Annotated in this window: 20 protein-coding genes; 7 read left to right on the forward strand and 13 right to left on the reverse strand. The window is 36.8% G+C overall.

Annotation, left to right across the window (positions count from 1 at the left end; all coding sequences use genetic code 11):
• Positions 1 to 49: 49 nt before the first annotated feature.
• The 10 genes from C1721_RS14940 to rfbA form a co-directional block, all read right to left on the reverse strand.
• Positions 50 to 2,179: a tetratricopeptide repeat protein gene (locus tag C1721_RS14940; RefSeq protein ID WP_102408986.1), complete on the reverse strand. Its 2,130-nt coding sequence runs from the start codon at positions 2,177 to 2,179 to the stop codon at positions 50 to 52.
• A 145-nt stretch (positions 2,180 to 2,324) separates the two neighbouring features.
• Positions 2,325 to 2,651 (reverse strand): acyl-CoA carboxylase biotin carboxyl carrier protein subunit, encoded by a 327-nt coding sequence (locus C1721_RS14945; RefSeq protein ID WP_102408987.1) that lies wholly within the window; start codon positions 2,649 to 2,651, stop codon positions 2,325 to 2,327.
• 11 nt (positions 2,652 to 2,662) lie between these two features.
• On the reverse strand, positions 2,663 to 4,210 hold the full coding sequence (locus C1721_RS14950; RefSeq protein ID WP_102408988.1) for an acyl-CoA carboxylase subunit beta: 1,548 nt from the start codon (positions 4,208 to 4,210) through the stop codon (positions 2,663 to 2,665).
• A 22-nt stretch (positions 4,211 to 4,232) separates the two neighbouring features.
• On the reverse strand, positions 4,233 to 4,790 hold the full coding sequence (def, locus tag C1721_RS14955) for a peptide deformylase (RefSeq protein WP_102408989.1): 558 nt from the start codon (positions 4,788 to 4,790) through the stop codon (positions 4,233 to 4,235).
• Entirely contained in the window at positions 4,787 to 5,215 is a 429-nt protein-coding gene (gene ruvX, locus C1721_RS14960; RefSeq protein ID WP_102408990.1) for a Holliday junction resolvase RuvX, read from the reverse strand. Before ruvX ends, def begins: the two co-directional genes overlap by 4 nt.
• A gap of 69 nt (positions 5,216 to 5,284) precedes the next feature.
• On the reverse strand, positions 5,285 to 6,682 hold the full coding sequence (locus C1721_RS14965) for an undecaprenyl-phosphate glucose phosphotransferase (protein ID WP_102408991.1): 1,398 nt from the start codon (positions 6,680 to 6,682) through the stop codon (positions 5,285 to 5,287).
• 99 nt (positions 6,683 to 6,781) lie between these two features.
• Entirely contained in the window at positions 6,782 to 7,927 is a 1,146-nt protein-coding gene (locus tag C1721_RS14970) for an OmpA family protein (RefSeq protein ID WP_102408992.1), read from the reverse strand.
• A gap of 109 nt (positions 7,928 to 8,036) precedes the next feature.
• On the reverse strand, positions 8,037 to 9,188 hold the full coding sequence (gene gmd / locus C1721_RS14975; protein ID WP_102408993.1) for a GDP-mannose 4,6-dehydratase: 1,152 nt from the start codon (positions 9,186 to 9,188) through the stop codon (positions 8,037 to 8,039).
• 14 nt (positions 9,189 to 9,202) lie between these two features.
• Complete coding sequence (locus C1721_RS14980; protein WP_102408994.1) at positions 9,203 to 10,282, reverse strand: GDP-L-fucose synthase family protein; 1,080 nt, start codon at positions 10,280 to 10,282, stop codon at positions 9,203 to 9,205.
• 20 nt (positions 10,283 to 10,302) lie between these two features.
• Positions 10,303 to 11,175, reverse strand: a complete 873-nt coding sequence (gene rfbA, locus C1721_RS14985) for a glucose-1-phosphate thymidylyltransferase RfbA (protein WP_102408995.1) — start codon at positions 11,173 to 11,175, stop codon at positions 10,303 to 10,305.
• A 125-nt stretch (positions 11,176 to 11,300) separates the two neighbouring features.
• On the opposite strand from rfbA, the gene C1721_RS14990 reads away from it, so the two are divergent.
• From C1721_RS14990 to C1721_RS15010, 5 genes are all read left to right on the forward strand, one after another.
• On the forward strand, positions 11,301 to 11,885 hold the full coding sequence (locus C1721_RS14990) for an HdeD family acid-resistance protein (protein ID WP_102408996.1): 585 nt from the start codon (positions 11,301 to 11,303) through the stop codon (positions 11,883 to 11,885).
• A gap of 181 nt (positions 11,886 to 12,066) precedes the next feature.
• Positions 12,067 to 13,323, forward strand: a complete 1,257-nt coding sequence (locus C1721_RS14995) for a carboxypeptidase-like regulatory domain-containing protein (protein ID WP_102408997.1) — start codon at positions 12,067 to 12,069, stop codon at positions 13,321 to 13,323.
• 55 nt (positions 13,324 to 13,378) lie between these two features.
• Positions 13,379 to 13,924 (forward strand): RNA polymerase sigma-70 factor, encoded by a 546-nt coding sequence (locus C1721_RS15000; protein ID WP_102408998.1) that lies wholly within the window; start codon positions 13,379 to 13,381, stop codon positions 13,922 to 13,924.
• Positions 13,921 to 14,775, forward strand: coding sequence for a FecR family protein (locus C1721_RS15005; protein ID WP_102408999.1), 855 nt, complete (start codon positions 13,921 to 13,923; stop codon positions 14,773 to 14,775). The genes C1721_RS15000 and C1721_RS15005 overlap by 4 nt, the downstream gene beginning before the upstream one ends.
• 15 nt (positions 14,776 to 14,790) lie before the next feature.
• Positions 14,791 to 16,353, forward strand: coding sequence for an STN and carboxypeptidase regulatory-like domain-containing protein (locus tag C1721_RS15010; protein WP_199830415.1), 1,563 nt, complete (start codon positions 14,791 to 14,793; stop codon positions 16,351 to 16,353).
• Between the two features lie 292 nt (positions 16,354 to 16,645).
• Here C1721_RS15010 and C1721_RS15015 read toward each other — a convergent pair whose 3' ends face one another.
• Positions 16,646 to 16,822, reverse strand: a complete 177-nt coding sequence (locus C1721_RS15015; RefSeq protein ID WP_102409001.1) for a histone H1 — start codon at positions 16,820 to 16,822, stop codon at positions 16,646 to 16,648.
• A gap of 228 nt (positions 16,823 to 17,050) precedes the next feature.
• Here C1721_RS15015 and C1721_RS15020 point away from each other — a divergent pair, with 228 nt between their 5' ends.
• Complete coding sequence (locus C1721_RS15020; protein WP_102409002.1) at positions 17,051 to 17,473, forward strand: hypothetical protein; 423 nt, start codon at positions 17,051 to 17,053, stop codon at positions 17,471 to 17,473.
• Between the two features lie 74 nt (positions 17,474 to 17,547).
• Positions 17,548 to 18,228: a queuosine precursor transporter gene (locus C1721_RS15025; protein WP_102409003.1), complete on the forward strand. Its 681-nt coding sequence runs from the start codon at positions 17,548 to 17,550 to the stop codon at positions 18,226 to 18,228.
• Here the strand turns inward: C1721_RS15025 and C1721_RS15030 are convergent.
• The gene (locus tag C1721_RS15030; RefSeq protein WP_159063599.1) at positions 18,225 to 19,187 is read right to left on the reverse strand and encodes a FimB/Mfa2 family fimbrial subunit; all 963 of its coding nucleotides are present in this window, start codon (positions 19,185 to 19,187) and stop codon (positions 18,225 to 18,227) included. The two genes, C1721_RS15025 and C1721_RS15030, sit on opposite strands and share 4 nt — an antisense overlap.
• 85 nt (positions 19,188 to 19,272) lie before the next feature.
• On the reverse strand, positions 19,273 to 19,890 hold the full coding sequence (locus C1721_RS15035) for an HAD family hydrolase (protein WP_102409554.1): 618 nt from the start codon (positions 19,888 to 19,890) through the stop codon (positions 19,273 to 19,275).
• Between the last annotated feature and the right edge of the window lie 8 nt (positions 19,891 to 19,898).

Genomic DNA, 19,898 nt, shown 5'->3' on the forward strand with positions numbered 1-19,898 from the left:
TCTGTTTACTAAAATTCTTTTACTAATCTGCAAAGGTAGTATTCTTTTTTTAATTATTACTCATCATGCGTTTAATAATACTGTACGCATTAATGATTCCCAACTCGCCGGCTTTACTTAAGTCTGCAATTCCACGATTGGCGTCTCCTAAAGAAAGACGAGCGAGCCCACGATTAAAATAGGCTTCCGCAAACTCAGGATCTCTTTCAATGGCGGCATTATAATCTTGAATGGCTGCACGGAAATCCCGCTGGGCGCAACGCAAATTTCCTCGATTGAAATAAGCATATACAAATCCCGGATTCAATTTAATTACCATATCATAATCACGAACAATCATTTCATGCTCATAAGCCCGCTTATTATCTTTCAACATAGCCGTCGAAGCATCCACCGGATTGTTATTTTGAGTTTGGGGTTTCTTTCCCACACTAAAACTCATACTACTCATTGATGACAAATCATTATCAATAGAAGTCATTTGTGATTGATCATACATCATTTGTTTATAACGGACAACTGCCCTATTAAAATATGCCATAACAAATGACGGATCTAGTTCAATCACTTTATCATAATCTTTTATTGCTTCTACAAAATCTTGTACAAGCATAAAATCCAAAGCACGTCCGAAATATGCATTTGCGTCTGTAGGATTTTGATTAATCTTAGAAGAATAATCATCTATAGAAGTAAAATGCCGGGATATCTGGTCTTCCGTAAGAGCGGCTTCTTCATTTGTAAGGAGCAATTTACGAGGTAATATCATTTTCTTGTTGAAATCCTCTATCATCTTATCATAATAGACAATTTTCTTCACCGGATCCGGTTTTTCATAATAAGTCAGAATAAACTGAGGTTCCAGATCTACACGAACATTCCGGTCCTGTACACGGCCTCTCACTTCACTCTGATATTTACTTCTTCTTTCTTGTTCCTTATCATAAACAACCAGACGATTAAATTTATTAATATTCTTATCTGATTGTTCACGTGTATTTTCTTCCTTAGATTGCGTATTCTTATCAGCCTTAGAATCGGTAGAAACGTCAGCTGTAGCAGTTCCGGTTCGAGCAGCCAGACGTTCTTTTCTCATCTTCTCTTCCAGTTCATAAGCAGTCCAATTATCACGGTCTGCCCCTGCAAAATCATGCATTTTACGTTTCGCCTCTGCACGGCTATAATATCCAGACAAGAAGTTTGGATATTGCCTCAACACAACATCAAAATCACTAATGGCTCCGGCATAATCTCCAGTTTCCACACGTAGCAAAGCGCGATTATAATAAGCCATGTAGTTATCCGGTTCTTCTTCTATGACAACATCAAAGTCTTCAATAGCACGATTATTATCTCCAACTTGGAAACGTAATAATCCTCTATTGAAACGAGCTATCAGATTACGCCGATCCATGCCTATTACCTGATCATAATCAGCCATTGCTCCACGTAAATCATTCATCTGATAGCGTACCAAACCTCGATTTATATAGTAGCCGCTTTCTCGAGTATCCAAACGAATCGCTTCATTCAAATCAGTCAATGCGTCTTTCAAATCATTCATCTGATAATGCAAAATGGCACGATTTCCATATCCAGGTGCATAATACGGATCCATTTCTATTGCTTTATTATAATCGGCCAATGCTTTTATGCTATCACCTTTTTCCAAATACATAGCACCGCGCGTCAAATAATTCATAGAATATTTAGGATGCGCTTCCATCAAGACGTTAAAAACTTTCTCTGCCCCATTATAATCCTTCTTCTGAATATATGCTACCGCTTGGTTTACCAGCATTTGTCGATCTTCCGGTTTAAACTCCAGACCCTTTTGATAATCAGCAATAGCCTCACTATATTTCTCTTGACTCTGACGAGCTATACCTCGAGCATAATAAGCCTGCACCAAAAACGGATTCCGTTGAAGACATAAAGAACAATCTTCTTCTGCACCTTTAAAATCATCCAGATTAATCTTTGCCACAGCTCGATAAAAATAAGGTTCGGCCAACCAAGGTTTTGCTTTGATCACTTGATTGAAGTATTGTATAGAAAGAACATAATCTTCAAAGTATAATGCGTTTCGACCTATTGCCAATACACGATCCGTATTTATTTGAGCAAATAGCGAAAACGCACATATTTGTAGTATTAAACAGAGTATTGCCTTTTTCATCCTTTTTAATTATAAAGGCGAAATGCGATTCGCCCGAATAAGGGGCAAAAATAAGGAAATTATCTTATTCACAATCCATCTTGACAATAAAAAACTCCCGTATAACTTCTATTATACGGGAGCTCTGATCATATATCATTATCAATTACTTCGGATCAATCTTTATCATCAAATGATTTTTTCCGATCTTGTCACCTTCTTTTACTGCCAACTCGGCAATTACTCCTGAAATTGGAGCAACAATCCGATTATACATTTTCATCGCTTGATGGATAAGCAGCAGTTGACCAGCTTTAACTTCCTGGCCTTTTTTTACTTCTATCTTAACGATTGTTCCGGGCAAATTAGAAATTACATCTCCCTGATATGGCTTATGCCAAACCGGACGATCTTTATACTTTGCAGTAAGCAACGTTTTATATTTACGTGCTGTTACAACAAAATCTACAAATTCTTTTTCTTTATTTTCCATACTGTTATAAATTAGAATGGAGGTAAACCATGTTTTTTAGCCGGTCTGTATTCTTCTTTTAGAACAGAAAGTTTCAAAGCATGCAGCAGTAAAGAACGAGTTTCTTTCGGCTCGATCACAGAATCAATAAATCCTCTGGAAGCTGCTACATAAGGATTTGCAAACTTCTCAATATATTCTTTTACTTTCTCCTGGCGCATAGCATTCTGATCTTCCGCTTCTATAATTTCCTTACGGAAAATAATGTTAGCTGCACCTTCCGGTCCCATAACAGCAATCTCTGCACTTGGCCATGCAAACATGAAATCAGCACCCAAATGGCGAGAGTTCATAGCAATATATCCACCACCATAAGCTTTACGCAAAATAACAGTGATTTTTGGTACAGTTGCTTCAGAATAAGCATACAATACTTTTGCGCCATGACGAATTACACCAGCGTGCTCTTGGTCAACGCCCGGCAAATACCCCGGCATATCTTCCAATGTTACAATAGGAATATTAAATGAATCACAGAAACGGATGAAACGAGCAGCTTTATCAGCACTATCACAATCCAATACGCCAGCCAAGACCATCGGTTGGTTAGCAACAAAACCTACAGTTTCACCACCCATACGACCAAAACCGATAACAATATTAGCAGCCCATAGTTCCTGTATTTCAATAAAATCTGAATTATCAACAATACATTTAATAACATCGCGAACATCATATGGTTGCTTCGGATCAGCAGGCACAACCTGTTCGATATTCAAAAGCGCTGTTGGTTCTTTCGGTTCAACAGCTTTTGCATGTTCATGGTTATTCCATGGAATAAAACTAATCAAACGTTTAACCTGTTCAAAACATTCTTGTTCGTTTTGTGCATAGAAATGAGCATTACCTGTAATCTCGGCATGTACGCGGGCACCACCTAAATCTTCCATAGAAATATCTTCTCCTAACACAGTCTTAATAACATTAGGACCAGTGATAAACATCTTTGATATGTTTTCTACAACAAATACAAAATCTGTCAATGCCGGAGAATATACTGCGCCACCGGCACACGGACCTAATATCAAAGAAATCTGAGGAATTACACCTGAAGCGATTGTGTTACGATAAAATATTTCACCATATCCAGCCAAAGCACCTACACCTTCCTGAATACGTGCACCACCGGAGTCATTGATACCGATAATAGGACATCTCATCTTCAGGGCATGATCCATTATCTTAGTGATTTTACGGGCATGTTGTAATCCTAAAGAACCACCGGCAACTGTAAAATCTTGTGCATAAATACATACTGGAGCTCCAAAGATCGTACCTGTTCCTGTAACTACACCGTCACCCGGCAGGTCTTTTTTATCCATTCCAAAATCACGACCATCGTGTTTTACAAATAAATCGTACTCATGAAAAGAATCTTTATCCAACAAAGAAAGAATACGGTCACGAGCAGTCAATTTACCCATGGCTATCTGCTTTTCAATAGCAGCTTCACCTCCCCCCATCTCAACGACGGCTTTCTTTTCTCTGAGAGCCTGAATGTTTTTACTTAAGTCTGTCATAACTTTTAATTATAGAGTTCTATTATTTACCAACAGCCTTCGCACGATAAGAACAACGGGCTGTTCCTTTAATAATATTATTTAGTTTCGCTTTATTTAATTGCCGACGTATTGCCGAAATATTATCAATAAATACATGACCTGTCAAATGTTCATACTCATGTTGGACAACACGGGCAGCAAACCCCTCAAAAACTTCGTCATGTTCTTTCCAGCTTTCATCAAAATATTTTACTCGAACTTTACTTGCGCGCGCCACTTTTTCGTGGATACCGGGCAGACTCAAACAACCCTCTTCCAAAGAAATTTCTTCCTCACTGCGTTCAACAATATCAGGATTGATCATTGCATGTTTAAAGCCTTTACATTCAGGGAAATCATCCCCCATAACATCAGCATCTATCACTAACATCCGAAGGGATAAGCCAACCTGAGGAGCAGCAAGGCCAACACCATCTGCATGATACATTGTTTCAAACATATTTGCTACCAATTGCTTTAAATCCGGATAATCTTTCGGTACATCCTCAGCCTCTTTTCTTAACACAGGCTGACCATATAGATATATAGGCAAAATCATAAATTATAATTATATTTTTTACTTTCTAAATAGGTTTGCAGGATAATAACAGCACTGATTTCGTCAACCAAACCTTTCTCCTGCCGTTTCTTTTTCTTTAAACCACCATCAAGCATTGCCTGATGAGCCATTACTGATGTAAATCGTTCATCATAATACTCTACTGGAATATTGGGTATTGTCCGTTTCAGATGGGTTACAAAAGCCTCTATATATTTCATGTTTTCGGACAATTCATTATTCATTTGTTTAGGAAAACCCACAACAAACAAATCTACATGTTCACGAGTTACATAATCGGATAAATACTTTACCACGTCTCCACTTGGAACAGTTGTAAGACCATTTGCAATCATTTGCAGCGTATCAGTAGCAGCTAAACCGGTTCGTTTCCGGCCATAATCTATTGCAACAATTCTTCCCATCGCCTACAAAGATAGTACAAATATATATACAGATTACACAAATCCTGAAAAAGTGTGCAATATACTCTGTTAATAAGCATTCTTTTCTCCCTTAAACATATTTAGGATCGTCACGACAATAATTTTCAAATCTAAGAAGAATGTCCAGTTTTCAATGTACCAAACATCTCTTTTAACGCGACCTTCCATCTGTTCCAGTGTTTTGGTTTCTCCTCGATAACCGGTAACCTGCGCCCAACCGGTTACTCCCGGTTTTACTAAATGGCGAACCATATATTTATCAATAAGAGTAGAATACTGCTCCGTATGTTTCAACATATGCGGACGAGGACCAACTACAGACATCTCTCCTTTCAGTACATTTATAAATTGAGGAAATTCGTCCAAATTTGTTCTACGCAAAAAATCACCTATACGAGTTTTACGAGGATCATCTTTCACAGCCTGAACTACATCGGCTTCCGCATTCACTCTCATGGTTCGGAATTTATAACATTCAAATTCCTGTCCATACAATCCAGTTCTTTTTTGCTTAAAAAGAATCGGACCTCGCGAAGTAGATTTTATAAGTACTCCGATAAAAACATATAATATTGGATATATTGTACACAGTATTGCCAACGAAAATACAACATCAAAACAACGTTTTAGCGCTCGATTATATGCAGCCTGCAAGGGCTCTCTTCGTATGGTAAGCAATGGAACTGATTCCAAAACCTCCATAATCAAGCTCTTTTTAATATTTCTATAAAATTCAGGAACAATATAGAAACGAACCATGTGCTTCTCTGCAAAATTTAATATTCTCAGAATTTTTTCATCATTGGTTCCTGGCAATGTACAATATATCTCATCTATATCATGGGCCAAAACATAATCTTCCACGTCATTTGTCATACCCAAATAATTAGGAAGAACATTTTTTAGAGATATATTATCATCAAAAAATCCCATAATATTAAATCCATAAGAAAGGTCATCCTTCATTACGCGGTATAGTTCCATTCCGTTTTTACCGGCACCAACGATAATTACTTTTTTAAAATTATATCCTTTCTTTCGGTATACTTTCAAGGAAACACGAACAAAAACACGCCACAGTGAAAAGACAATAACCGCAGAAAAATAATAGACAAAAAGAAATGTTGCTAAAATATCTCCGACATTTAAAAAGATAAGACATGTCGAAAATAAAAAAATTAAAAATGTAACCAGAACAAATGCCCTTTGCACAATTTTGTCAATATAGACAACAGACATATGCAATTGCATAGGGACAAAATAAAGAGAGAAAAAATAACAGAAATTGAGTAATAAAAGAATTTCTCTCAAATTATGAGAAATAGCACCTGTGTAAAATTCACCTAATCCATGATAGATCAACAAGAACAAGGCATTTAATACTATTAAATCCCCTATTCCAATCAGCCATTGAATCAGATACCCATGTTTCTTATTTAGTTCCATACAAATTCGCTAAAATCTCACAAAAGTAATCAATATTTTCGAGCAAAAAAAGGGCCACACAACAGTGTAGCCCTTTTATGCCAAATATATCTATTCAGATTAATTATTAGCACTCATGATAACAACACGGTTCCAATTATTTTCACCATAAGGTTGAACATCAGAACCCTTCCATTCAATTGTGATTTGATCTGAAGAAATACCGTATTTTTCGATCAATTCTTTAGCAACAGCTTTAGCACGTTTTTCAGAAAGACCCATATTGTAATTAGAAGTACCTGTCTTCTTATCTGCATATCCAACCACCTTGATAGGAGTATTGTTATTCTTCATAAATTCTGCAGTATTATAGATGCTAATTTGTTGATTCTTATCTATCTTAGAGCTATTCAAACGGAAGTAAACTACATTATCTACATAGTTGTTTACAACTTCTGTTACAACTTCTTCACATTCAGGACAAGAAACAGGACGTTTGCTCAACTCATCGTTTGCTGCACGCAAAGAATTAACCTGATTATTCAAATCATTCAGCAATGCATAATCCATCGGTTGAAGAACTTCGAAATCAGTCTTGCCCAATTTGAATGTCAAACCAGCACTCAACTGTGCAATACCGTCTGACAAATGTCCCATTGATACACGGTTGAATTGTTCATTCAACAAAGAACCCTGAGCTTCAACATTGATATCCACACGTTTGCTAACACGAAATGCCATCAAAATACCAGCATTTAATGAAGGAGATTCTGATCTTGCAAATTCAGCTGCTTCTGTTGTTTTAAAACGTTGAGCATAACCAAGACCGACCCAAGGAATTAAACGAAATACTTTTGATTCTCTGTAAGGAGCCCAGAAATTTGTAACATCCCACAATAAATCTACGTGAGCTGCCATGTATTTATTATGTTGCATCAATTGGGCATCGTCTCCCACAAAACCATGAAGAATACCACCGTTTAATTGAGTACGGAAAGCCAAATATGGATTAAACCATTTACCAAATGAGAATTGGGGAGCAAAATTCAAGCGATTACCAAAATCGGCCTTATTGTTTTGGTCGCCTAACAAAATGCTGGCACCTCCTGCAATAGAAATAAACCAATTATCTCCTGCCTTATTCTTTTTAAAATTTGTTTTATAACCTTTCTCCGTGCTAAAACCTATTTGAGGTTGGAATTCCTGTGCTGACACAGAGAATACGAAACCTGATAATAATGCTAAAAGTAAAATCTTAGTTTTCATATTCAATAACTTTTAAATTAAACAATCAATTACCTAATAACGCTCGAAAACGGGACAAAATTAACGCTTTTTTGAATTATAACAAATAAAAACTGTATTTTGTTTTCCCTTACTCAAAATAGTTCAAAATTTTATATCCGCCCTCTCTTAAGTAAGATTCCTTCTTCATAAGCTTCACGTCTGATAACATCATATCCTCTATTAAAGTTTCTAAAGAATACTGAGGTTCCCACCCTAATTGTGTACGAGCCTTTGTAGCATCACCAATTAAAAGCTCCACCTCTGTCGGTCTAAAATACTGAGGATCAACACCAACAATCTCTTCACCTATACGCTTTTTCAGATCTTCCAAATAAACTTCACCAATTTTATTTTTAAATATTTTTTCATCAACAGAACGTAAAACAGCGACTTCATCAACACCCTCTCCATGAAAACTTACTTCCACTCCGATTTCGGCAAATGCCATTTGTATAAAATCGCGGATCGTTGTAGTAATTCCTGTAGCAATCACATAATCGGACGGTTTTTCCTGTTGGAGAATTGCATGCATTGCACGAACATAATCCTTTGCATGTCCCCAATCTCGCTTAGAAGAAAGATTACCCATATAAACTTTCTTTTGCATATTTAAAGCAATACGAGAAATGGCACGCGTTACTTTACGCGTTACAAACGTTTCGCCTCTCAACGGAGACTCATGGTTAAACAAAATGCCATTGGATGCATGCATATTATAAGCCTCACGATAATTCACAGTAATCCAATAACCATATAATTTAGCTACAGCATATGGACTTCTCGGATAAAATGGAGTTGTTTCTTTCTGAGGAACTTCTTGTACTAACCCATACAACTCGGAAGTTGAAGCCTGATAGATACGGCTTTTCGGGACCAGATTCAACAATCTGACAGCTTCCAAAATACGCAATACTCCCAACCCATCGGCATTTGCCGTGTATTCCGGAGTATCGAAACTCACCTTTACATGGCTCATCGCTGCCAGATTATATATTTCATCCGGTTGCACTTCCCCTATAATACGAGTCAGATTCAAACTATCAGTCAAATCTCCATAATGCAGAATCAAGTTTCTGTCCTCAATATGCGGATCTTGATACAAATGATCTATTCTATCTGTATTAAACATCGAAGAGCGACGCTTGATGCCGTGCACTGTATATCCTTTTTTTATTAAATATTCTGCCAGGTAAGCACCATCCTGACCGGTAATTCCTGTTATTAAAGCAACTTTACCCATTTTATCTGTCTATTTTATTGATTACTATTATTTAAATACCATTTATATAAACGATCTATTCCCTCATTTATTTCAATGGAATGATGCCAACCTAAAGAATGAAGTTTTGTCACGTCTGTTAATTTCCGGAGAGTACCGTCCGGTTTAGACGCATTAAACTTCAATTCACCCTGATAGCCTATATTCTCTTTTATAAGAGCAGCTACTTCTTTAATGGTCAGCTCTACTCCTGTTCCTATATTGATATGTGTGTTTCTTACTTCGCCTTCTTTAGGACAAACATCAGCAAAGTTTACATGTTCCATTATATAAACGGAAGCGTCCGCCATTTCTTCACTCCACAAAAATTCACGTAAAGGTTTTCCGGTTCCCCAAAGTTCCACTTTATTCCCTCGAATTCCATATTTGTCGAGAACAGCCAATATTTCCGATTCCGATGCAGAGCCGGAAACCGTTTCTACCGGACGAAAATCCAAATCCTTCCGAATGGAATTCCAATTTCTCTCGAATAGGCATTTTCCAAGATGTATTTTCCGGATCATAGCAGGAAGCACATGGGAAGTCTCCAAATTAAAGTTATCATTCGGACCATAAAGGTTGGTCGGCATAACAGCAATATAGTTTGTACCATACTGCAAGTTGTAACTCTCGCACATTTTTATACCGGCAATTTTGGCTATCGCATAGGGTTCATTTGTATATTCTAGCGGAGATGTCAGCAGGCAATTCTCCGGCATAGGCTGTGGAGCCTCACGCGGATAAATGCAAGTACTTCCCAAAAACAACAATTTCTTTACACCATTCTTATAAGAAGCATGAATTACATTATTCTGAATCATCAAATTAATATAGATAAAATCGGCACGATAACGGCTATTCGCCATAATTCCTCCAACATGGGCAGCTGAAAGAAAAACATATTCAGGTTTTTCCGTCTCAAAAAAGTCATTAACAGCCCGCTGATCAGTCAAATCCAGCTCAGCATGTGTACGCAGCACAAAATTGGTATAACCCTTGCCTTGTAAATTTTTCAATATAGCCGACCCTACCAGTCCACGATGTCCGGCTACAAATATCTTATTATCTTTATCCATTGTATTGTTACTTGATCTTTTTATTTCAGTAAGTTCAGTAGATACTGCCCATATTGGTTCTTTGTCATCGGATGCGCTATCTCTTTCAGTCTATTAGCATCAATCCAACCCGAACGATAAGCAATTTCTTCAAGGCAAGCCACCTTTAATCCTTGTCTCTTTTCTATCACCTCAACAAAAGTAGAGGCTTCGGAGAGAGAGTCATGCGTTCCTGTATCTAACCAGGCAAAACCGCGCCCCAAAAGTTGAACTTTCAATTCACCATCTTTCAGGAACTCCTGATTAACTGTTGTTATTTCCAATTCACCGCGTGCCGACGGCTTTATCTCTCTTGCCACTTTCTTTACCTTGTTTGGATAAAAATATAGCCCTACGACAGCATAATTAGACTTTGGCTCTTTTGGTTTCTCTTCAATGCTCAACACATTACCTTCCGAATCAAATTCCGCCACACCATATCGTTCCGGATCATTCACATAATAACCAAAAACAGTTGCTTTCTGTTCTTTCTCTGCATTATGGACTGCCTCTTTCAGCATAGTCGTGAAACTCTGTCCATAGAAAATGTTATCACCCAATACTAAACATGCAGAATCATTTCCTATAAAATTCGCACCTATAATAAATGCCTGTGCCAATCCGTCAGGCGAAGGCTGTTCAGCATATTCAAAACGGACGCCATAATCGGAACCATCACCCAACAAACGTCGAAATCCGGGTAAATCCTGAGGTGTAGAAATGATCAATATTTCACGAATGCCAGCCAACATTAATACAGACACCGGATAATAAATCATCGGCTTATCATAGATAGGCAGAAGCTGCTTTGAAACACCTTTGGTAATTGGATATAGACGTGTACCCGAACCACCGGCTAAAACGATACCTTTCATGGTTTATTTATCTGTTAATTTTAGGACAAAGATATGTAAAATATTATAGAGGAAAGGGCTTTTAAAACTTTTCTTTCAAGCTGTTTGTTTCAATAATAAATCACAAAATTCAAAAACTATTCAATATGAAGACTTTTATTGATCAAATTGATTATGCAGTAAAAAACTGGTGGATGTCTTTGCTTGTCGGCATCCTTTATATCATTATTGCTATCTATTTAATGTTCGCTCCTCTTGCTAGTTATATTGTACTGAGTATATTATTCAGCATATCGATGTTTGTCAGCGGATTGTTGGAAATAGCCTTTGCTTTCAGCAATAAAAAGATTATTTCCAGTTGGGGCTGGTATCTCACAGGAGGAATTGTGGATCTGATTTTGGGTATTCTTCTAATGGCTAACCCAGGATTGAGCATGAGTGTATTACCATTTATTTTGGCATTCTGGCTAATGTTCCGTGGTTTTTCTGCAGCAGGATATTCCCTTGACTTAAAGCGTTATGGAACCCAAAACTGGGGTTGGTACATGGCTTTCGGCATTCTGGCAATACTTTGTTCCATAGGTATTATCTGGCAACCAGGTGCTGGCGCATTCACCCTTGTTTACCTGATCGCTTATGCCCTGCTTATCATCGGTATATTCCGTGTAATGCTTGGCATCGAACTAAAAAGTTTACACAAAAAGAATAAAGAAATGCGGGAAAAAGAGTAAACACTCCTGCACTGACCTTACTAAGCCATACGGAACTGGACAGCCATCAAAGGCAACTTCGGAACCGTATGGCTTTTTTATTATTTCTCAAAAAAACACTCTTTTTTTATAGGGTTTTTACACGCCGGACGATCATATTAATATAAAACGAAACGAATATTCATTTTAAAATCATGTAAATATGAAGGCGTCATGTAAACAAACAGTAGGATTTCTTCTGATTATTTTAATGCTTGTCAGTTTCACTCCGGCAAAAGCACAAGACAGTATTGGTGAATACATCACCATCAGTGGCATTGTAAAAGATAAGAACAGTAAGAAACGGCTAGAATATGTTAATGTATCCATTCCCGGAAGTAACATCGGAACTATCACCAACAACGATGGTGAATTTCTCATCAAAATACAGAAATCTTTGCAGGTGAAAAACGTGGAAATCTCACATATCGGATATAACAATTATATCATTCCGGTAAAAGAACAAAACCTAGCCAATGTTACAGTATTGTTAACACCCAATGCCAATGTATTGCGTGAAGTAATTATCCACGGGCAAGATCCACGCTCCTTAGTAGAAGCAGCCATCAGCAAAATTCCTAAAAATTACAGTCCGGAAAGTAATCTGTTAACCGGATTTTATCGTGAAACGGCTCAAAAAGGACGTCGCTACATTAATATCTCGGAAGCCATCATAGACATTTACAAAACATCTTATAATCAAGATGTGAATCGCGACCGTGTACAAATTTACAAAGGACGCAAATTGCTAAGCCAGAAACAAAGCGACACGTTAGTAGTGAAACTACTTGGAGGCCCAAATCTTTCTGTCTATATCGACATAGTAAAGAATCCCGATGTATTACTTGACATGGAAACATTACCCTATTACACTTTCCGGATGGAAGAGGGTACAATTATAGACAATAGACCTCATTATGTAATCAGTTTCCAACCCAATACAGTGCTGCCCTATGCTCTGCACTACGGCAAATTATATATCGATAAAGAAAATCTGGCATTTAGTCGTGCCGAATTTAGCCTCAGCATGGACGACCGCAACAAGGCAACACAAGCCATCTTGAAAAAAAAGCCTTTCGGCCTGCGCTTTAAGCCCATAGAAGTCTCTTTCCTTGTCACCTATAAACAGCGCAATGGCATCAGTTATCTTAATTATATCCGTAATGAGGTACGTTTTAAATGCGATTGGAAACGAAGACTGTTTTCTACCAATTATACCATTCTATCCGAAATGGTTGTCACGGACGGAAAAATACAAAAAGAAGGCATTCCATATAAAATGGCATTCAGACCCAATCAATCTCTTTCCGACAAAGTTGAAAATTTTATTGACGAAGATTTTTGGGGTGCATACAACATCATAGAACCGACAGAATCACTGGAATCGGCTGTTTATAAATTAAAGAAACAACACAAATAGAGTCTGAATTTCTTTTCGTACTTTTGAGAAAGTTTACCATGTAAAAACAACGGTTATGTTAAACGAGCTGTTTATTCTTGCTAAAATCAAAGAAGGAAACATAAAGGTTTTCGAAGCAATCTTCAAGCTTTATTACGCTCCTCTTTGTCTATATGCAGCTAGCATAACCGGACAAATAGATATTGCGGAAGAAATTGTGCAGGATCTGTTTTACACCTTCTGGAAAGAACGGAACAAAATACAATTATTTCATTCCATAAAAAGTTATTTATACGGAGCCGTACGTAACCGTTCCCTTCAATGGCTGGAACATCAGGAAGTAAGAAACAGATATAAAGCAACATTTCTGTTTGGAAAAAATGAAGACAAGTCCATTTCTCCGCAAGAGCAACTGGAATATAAAGAATTGCAGGATTTAATAAACCAAACGCTTCTCCAATTACCAGAACGGAGACTCCGTATTTTTAAAATGCATCGTTTCGAGGGAATGAAATATGCGGAAATAGCCTCCGCTCTTTCTCTCTCCGTCAAAACAGTGGAAGCAGAAATGACAAAAGCGCTTCAAACGCTTCGTAAAAAAATTGAATATTATACAGCATGAAAAAAGAAAAAAAACATATTATCCAAACAGAGCAAGCATGGGAGCACCTTTACAATCGGCTCCTACATGACGGATTATTTACGGAGTATGGAATACAACAAAGTAGCATTATTTCCAGTCTCCGTAAAATAAGCTGGGTCGCAATCTTTCTACTGCTTTGCATTTCAATAATCACTCTATTTTATACGAACAGGCTAGGAGAAAAAACAGATACTACCCTTCTCACTCTTCAAAACAAAAAAGATGCTGCCACTTTAGTGAAGACTCTGGAAGACGGATCTATAGTTTACCTTGCCGATAACTCACAATTGCAATATCCCGAGCATTTCCAGACTGATAAAAGGATTGTTACCCTAAAAGGTGACGCTCTTTTCGACGTAAGCGGAAACAAAGAACGCCCATTCTTCATAGAAACGGATGACATGCAAATAGAAGTCCTTGGAACGGCCTTCAACATTATAAACAATGAAAATAAACCTTTCGAATTGTCAGTCTTACGAGGGAGCGTAAAAGTTACTTCCATGCAAAACAAAACGAGCGTTCTGGTAAATGCAGGAGAGACAGTCACGCTTCTCGTACGACAGCTTCAAATAAACGCGACGCAGGATACCAAACAATTTGCACGCTATACACAACTAATGCAGTTCAAAGATGAACGGTTAGCAGATATTTTACGTGTTATAAATCTAACGAACCCAGAGATGCAAATACAAGCAACACCAGACATAGAAGACCACCGTCTTACAGTACGTTTCACCAATAATTCACCAGATGAGATTGCAAGACTTTTATGTGCGGCATTAAATTTAAAATATACGCAAGATAAAAACACCTTATTCATAAAACCTTAAAATTTATCCGGCTAAATGAAACGGAAAGTGCCATATTTCGTAGCCTGCAGCTTTATCTGGTTTATGCTATTCATTACAGCATCCGCCCGAGCAGAAGGGAAAGACACGCTTGACTGCAAAATAATACTGCTTAAAACTAAAGGAACAATATACCAAATGCTAGGAGAGGTAACCGAACGTTCCGGTTTCCTTTTCATCTATGACAGTAATATTCTGGACAATGACCAAAGAATAAAACTGAAAAAGAAAGAATATACCATCCGTGAAGCCGTCCATGCAATCACCGGTCAAAACGATCTGAAAATGAAAATTATTGGCAACCATATCCTATTATCACTCTATCAGAAGACAGATTCGGCAGCAAATGTCATCGACCAACCGTTAGCTGGACACAAAGAGAGTATCTATTTCGACGTAGAAGGAGTTTTACATGATAACTATACCCAAGAACCTATATCCTACGGGACAGTAGGAGTTAAAGAAGCAGGAGTCGGAACAATCACCAATCAAAATGGAGAGTTCAGACTCAGACTCCCCGACTCCCTACTTCATTCCACAATCTATTTCTCACATCTTGGGTACAAACCACAGGAAGTAAACAGCCAGCTACTAATCGGAAGGCACAATTTTCTTACTCTTGAGCCTCAAGTTATCCCCATTCAAGAAATCGTAGTAAGGCTGGTAAATCCCCGAAAACTCCTTCAAGACATGATCGATAAACGTAATATCAATTACGCAAACCATCCTGCATACCTTACCACCTTTTATCGTGAAGGTGTAGAACATCGTAAAAAACTATCCAACCTTACCGAAGCAATATTCAAGATATACAAAACGCCCTATATGTCACCACATAAAGATCAGGTAAAACTACTAAAAATGCGCCGAATCAGCGATGAAAACGAAAAAGATTCGCTGATAGCAAAAATGAAGTCAGGAATTAACGCCTGCCTGTTACTGGATGTAATAAAAATATTACCTGATTTTTTCATGACAGACTATAACGACCAGTATAACTATATCCATTCTGATATTACAGTGATAGACAACAGGCTGGCAAATGTTATTTCCTTTGAACAGAAAGCAAACGTAAAAGAACCACTCTATAAAGGAGCAATCTATATTGATGCTGAAAATGACGCATTACTACGCGTATCCTTTGAATTCAATCCTCAATATGTTAAAGATGTCGGCAATATTCTCATCATAAAGAAAAGTAGGGATATCAAGATTATTCCTCAAAAAGTTTCTTATACTGTTACTTATAAGCCATGGAATAATACCTATTATATCAATCACATCAGAGGTGATTTAAATTTTAAAATTAAGAAAAGGAGAAAAATTTTTAACACAAATACACTTCATGTATGGTTTGAAATGGCCACCTGTCGGATAGATACGATAGACGTAAGACGATTTACAAAACACGAAATACTGCCTACAAGAAGCATTTTTGCTGAAACAAATTTTATATACGACAAAGATTTCTGGGAAAATTTCAATGTCATTCTACCAGAAGAAAAACTCAACGAAGCGATCAGTAAAATATCGTCAAAGATTGAAGAGACAGGATATTAACTCTTATAAATCATAAAACGAGCCTTTTCGCAAAGGCTCGTTTTATAGGTTTTTAATAGGTATTAGTCTTTAAGGCAAAAAGATTGTTTAGGTTATCTGTATGCAAAGATGAACCAATAAATATTACGATGCAAATAAAAAAAGATATTTTACAACACATTTTTAAGATTCTCGTAATTTCTTTGCAGCTTATTTTACTTTTTAACAAATAAGCCCTAAATATAAATCAATCCATCAAAATAAAAAAGCTGCCGGATATCTCTGGCAGCTTAACTTTGCGGAAATAAGAAAGTTATTTTTTACTTTCTTCGATAGAAACTTTACGGAACTCTTTCATTGATTTTTCTAAATCCAATGACGCTTTACGAGCTCGTGTACCAGCAGCTTTGTTGTTTTTCTCTACCTGAAGTAAAGCATCTGCTTCGAATGCTTTGTATTGCTCCTGAATTTTTGCCAATAAATCTTTCATACTTACTTGTTCTTAATTAATATATTTCCACAAAAGTAATCTTTTTTAGTTGTTTTCAACTATTCTCCAATTAATATAATACGATTATTTTTCATATCCTGTTTTAGAAATGAATATATCCACAAATTCATAGAGATAGTGCACCGCCTTATTCTGGACAAAAGTCATATATAACAAATGACATTATTTCTTTACTAATTCCTATCTTTGCCTAAAAGATTCAGATAAATGAAGTACGGTGTACATAAGCGAACATTATTATTTATAGCCGGATTAGTTTGGATTATTGCAGGAGCTAATATTTTACGTATCGGTATTATCACGTGGTTAGACGACACCCACGATTGGTTATTCAAAATATGCGAAGCTATTATCGTATTTCTATTATTCTTTTATCTTGTATTCATAAAACTCTTCTATAAACACAGAGAGCGTATTGCTCAAAAAAAAGAAAATAAAAATTGCCCATTCTCTTTTTTTGATGTCAAGGGATGGATTATTATGGCATTTATGATAACGTTAGGAATAACTGTCCGTACATTTCATCTTCTTCCTAATTCTTTCATATCCGTATTTTATACAGGTTTATCGTCTGCATTAATTATTACAGGCATCCTCTTTTTTGTTCAATTATATAAGGAGAAAAAATAAAACTAATATATACCTGTATTTTTCGTATCTTTGCAGCCCGAGTGCTTGATTAACCTCGTTAAAAACAAGAGAACATGCAAAAAACAGTTACAGTACCATTCATGTTACTGGGCATATTATTCAATATCTGCTTAGTAGCGTCCAATTTATTAGAATCAAAAGTTGTACAAGTAGCCGGCATCACAGCTACAGCCGGTTTAATAGTCTTTCCTATCTCATACATCATAAACGACTGCATTGCAGAAGTATGGGGATTCAAAAAGGCACGCCTGATAATCTGGAGTGGATTCGCATCCAATTTTCTCGTGATAGGTTTCTCGCAATTGGCCGTTATCCTCCCGGCAGCTCCATTTTGGGAAGGTGAAGAAGGATTTAATTTTGTATTCGGAATGGCTCCCCGCATAGCTATTGCCAGTTTAATCGCTTTTTTGGTCGGTTCTTTCCTTAATGCTTATGTAATGAGTAAAATGAAAATAGCATCAAAAGGTAAACATTTCTCTTTGAGAGCCATTGTGTCTACTCTTGTCGGAGAAGGTGCAGATTCAATTATCTTTTTCCCTATTGCATTTGGAGGACTTATCCCCATAAACGAATTAATAATAATGATTGGCACACAAGCTGTGCTGAAATCGTTATACGAAGTAATAATACTTCCCGTCACCATCCGTGTAGTAAACTACATCAAGAAAGTAGACGGGAATGATGTGTACGACAATAGTATATCGTACAATATATTGAGAGTAAAGGATATTTAATTATCTCCAAAGTTTATCGTTTCACTTTTTTCATTCCAATTCGTTACTTCAAAACCATTAGAACCTGTCTCTTCAACAAAAATATCACCAATAGAAGCTGTTAGAGTAAGACGAGTTCCCGCATCTAACGTATTTTGCAATGACTGACGATAAATTTTTTCTTTTCCATCCAATAAAGTCAGAATTAGAGTAATCGAAGGATTAGGTGCAGAAGGAAAAACCATTACAGTAGAGTTCGCACTCATTTCTTTCCCATCTTCCGACTTTGTTAACGGAAAGCTCACAGTCTTTGTAAAATCAGTAGCTTTTCCGGTAAAATAATTCAACGTATTGGCAATATTGCCTACCAATATACGCACGAAAGCAATATTCTCATTAATTTGTCCTCCGTCTTTATCCGTTAAAGTAACCTTAATACCTGCTGTCGCACGTTGTAATGAAGCATTAAGTTGATCTTTTCCAATATCAGTAGGTTGCAAACAATAGACATAATCAAAAGAAGGATAATAGGTAGTATCCGGGACACTATGCTTACGTAGTCCGTAGAACATATTATTCATGTCATTACCTACAATGTATACAGGTTCAATTACTGCAACATCTGAATAAGTTGAATCTGCCGGATTATTCTTTGGCATTCCCCAATAAACAAGATTGTATTGTCCGGCTGGTAATCTCACCGGTATATTATCATGAACAATAGAACCATTTGATACAGTATATAGTGCATGAACTGGCGATATTTGGCCTTTCGCATTATAATTTCCATAATAAACAGCCCCTTCTCCTTCTGCCGGAGCAATTATAAGAATACCAGTAAATGGATTTTTTGAAACTAAATTAGCGGTACCAAATTGCGGAATTATTAGTTTTCCATGCCCAGTATCCGAATCATCATCTTTCGAACAGCTACCTATAAATACAGGTATAAATAATAAAAGTATCAATAATTTCTTCATATCAACTATCAAACAGTTTAAATTAATGTCTTTACAACAGACAAAATACCGTTTGGTTCGATACGGGAAGTTAAAATTTCAGATTTTATGGTAGAAATAAATTACCCCAATCTTCTTTAGGTTGTACATTATATGCGCGCATACGCATAGCTTCAGCCGTACGGCAATTAGGTAATGAATCGTCAATAAGAAGAGTTTCCTCCGAACGGATATGTGCGTCATTAAGTACATGTTCGAAGATGTCTGTATTAGGTTTCAACATATGTAATTCATAAGAAAGATATATCTTATGAAAGAAATCATCAACTTTCAGATTCTTATAATTAAAACAGTTATTAGCAATCCATTTCCAATGAATTTCATTCGTATTACTAAGGAGTATAGTATTATAACAATTTCGAAGTTCTAACAGTAATTCCAGTTTTTCTTTAGGAACTTCACCTAACATCATAATCCATGCGTCGTCAATTTGCCGGTCTGTCAGATCCTTTCCTGCCAACTGACGAATGCCATCATGAAAATCTGCGACAGAAATATAACCTAGCTCCAATTGCATAAAAAGATCTTTATGTTGGAAATTGTTCGTAATATTTTCCCTGACATTTTTCACGCCTAATTGCTCAAAAGCATCAATACAACGGTTACGCGTCAGACCAATAATGACTCCGCCTAAATCTATAATTAAACTCTTAATACCATTCATTGCTTTCT

This window comes from Parabacteroides bouchesdurhonensis, assembly GCF_900186615.1.
GTDB classification, from domain to species: Bacteria; Bacteroidota; Bacteroidia; order Bacteroidales; family Tannerellaceae; genus Parabacteroides; species Parabacteroides bouchesdurhonensis.

What these genes read in the sequence shown, in the direction of transcription:
- C1721_RS14970 (WP_102408992.1), bottom strand. Translation starts at nt 7,927, where the DNA reads ATGAAAACTAAGATTTTACTTTTAGCATTATTATCAGGTTTCGTATTC.
- gmd (WP_102408993.1), bottom strand. Translation starts at nt 9,188, where the DNA reads ATGGGTAAAGTTGCTTTAATAACAGGAATTACCGGTCAGGATGGTGCT.
- rfbA (WP_102408995.1), bottom strand. Translation starts at nt 11,175, where the DNA reads ATGAAAGGTATCGTTTTAGCCGGTGGTTCGGGTACACGTCTATATCCA.
- C1721_RS15000 (WP_102408998.1), top strand. Translation starts at nt 13,379, where the DNA reads ATGTTAAACGAGCTGTTTATTCTTGCTAAAATCAAAGAAGGAAACATA.
- C1721_RS15015 (WP_102409001.1), bottom strand. Translation starts at nt 16,822, where the DNA reads ATGAAAGATTTATTGGCAAAAATTCAGGAGCAATACAAAGCATTCGAA.
- C1721_RS15035 (WP_102409554.1), bottom strand. Translation starts at nt 19,890, where the DNA reads ATGAATGGTATTAAGAGTTTAATTATAGATTTAGGCGGAGTCATTATT.
- C1721_RS14990 (WP_102408996.1), top strand. Translation starts at nt 11,301, where the DNA reads ATGAAGACTTTTATTGATCAAATTGATTATGCAGTAAAAAACTGGTGG.
- C1721_RS14965 (WP_102408991.1), bottom strand. Translation starts at nt 6,682, where the DNA reads ATGGAACTAAATAAGAAACATGGGTATCTGATTCAATGGCTGATTGGA.
- C1721_RS15025 (WP_102409003.1), top strand. Translation starts at nt 17,548, where the DNA reads ATGCAAAAAACAGTTACAGTACCATTCATGTTACTGGGCATATTATTC.
- C1721_RS14940 (WP_102408986.1), bottom strand. Translation starts at nt 2,179, where the DNA reads ATGAAAAAGGCAATACTCTGTTTAATACTACAAATATGTGCGTTTTCG.
- C1721_RS14945 (WP_102408987.1), bottom strand. Translation starts at nt 2,651, where the DNA reads ATGGAAAATAAAGAAAAAGAATTTGTAGATTTTGTTGTAACAGCACGT.
- C1721_RS15020 (WP_102409002.1), top strand. Translation starts at nt 17,051, where the DNA reads ATGAAGTACGGTGTACATAAGCGAACATTATTATTTATAGCCGGATTA.
- C1721_RS15030 (WP_159063599.1), bottom strand. Translation starts at nt 19,187, where the DNA reads ATGAAGAAATTATTGATACTTTTATTATTTATACCTGTATTTATAGGT.
- C1721_RS14995 (WP_102408997.1), top strand. Translation starts at nt 12,067, where the DNA reads ATGAAGGCGTCATGTAAACAAACAGTAGGATTTCTTCTGATTATTTTA.
- C1721_RS14980 (WP_102408994.1), bottom strand. Translation starts at nt 10,282, where the DNA reads ATGGATAAAGATAATAAGATATTTGTAGCCGGACATCGTGGACTGGTA.
- ruvX (WP_102408990.1), bottom strand. Translation starts at nt 5,215, where the DNA reads ATGGGAAGAATTGTTGCAATAGATTATGGCCGGAAACGAACCGGTTTA.
- C1721_RS15005 (WP_102408999.1), top strand. Translation starts at nt 13,921, where the DNA reads ATGAAAAAAGAAAAAAAACATATTATCCAAACAGAGCAAGCATGGGAG.
- C1721_RS15010 (WP_199830415.1), top strand. Translation starts at nt 14,791, where the DNA reads ATGAAACGGAAAGTGCCATATTTCGTAGCCTGCAGCTTTATCTGGTTT.
- def (WP_102408989.1), bottom strand. Translation starts at nt 4,790, where the DNA reads ATGATTTTGCCTATATATCTATATGGTCAGCCTGTGTTAAGAAAAGAG.
- C1721_RS14950 (WP_102408988.1), bottom strand. Translation starts at nt 4,210, where the DNA reads ATGACAGACTTAAGTAAAAACATTCAGGCTCTCAGAGAAAAGAAAGCC.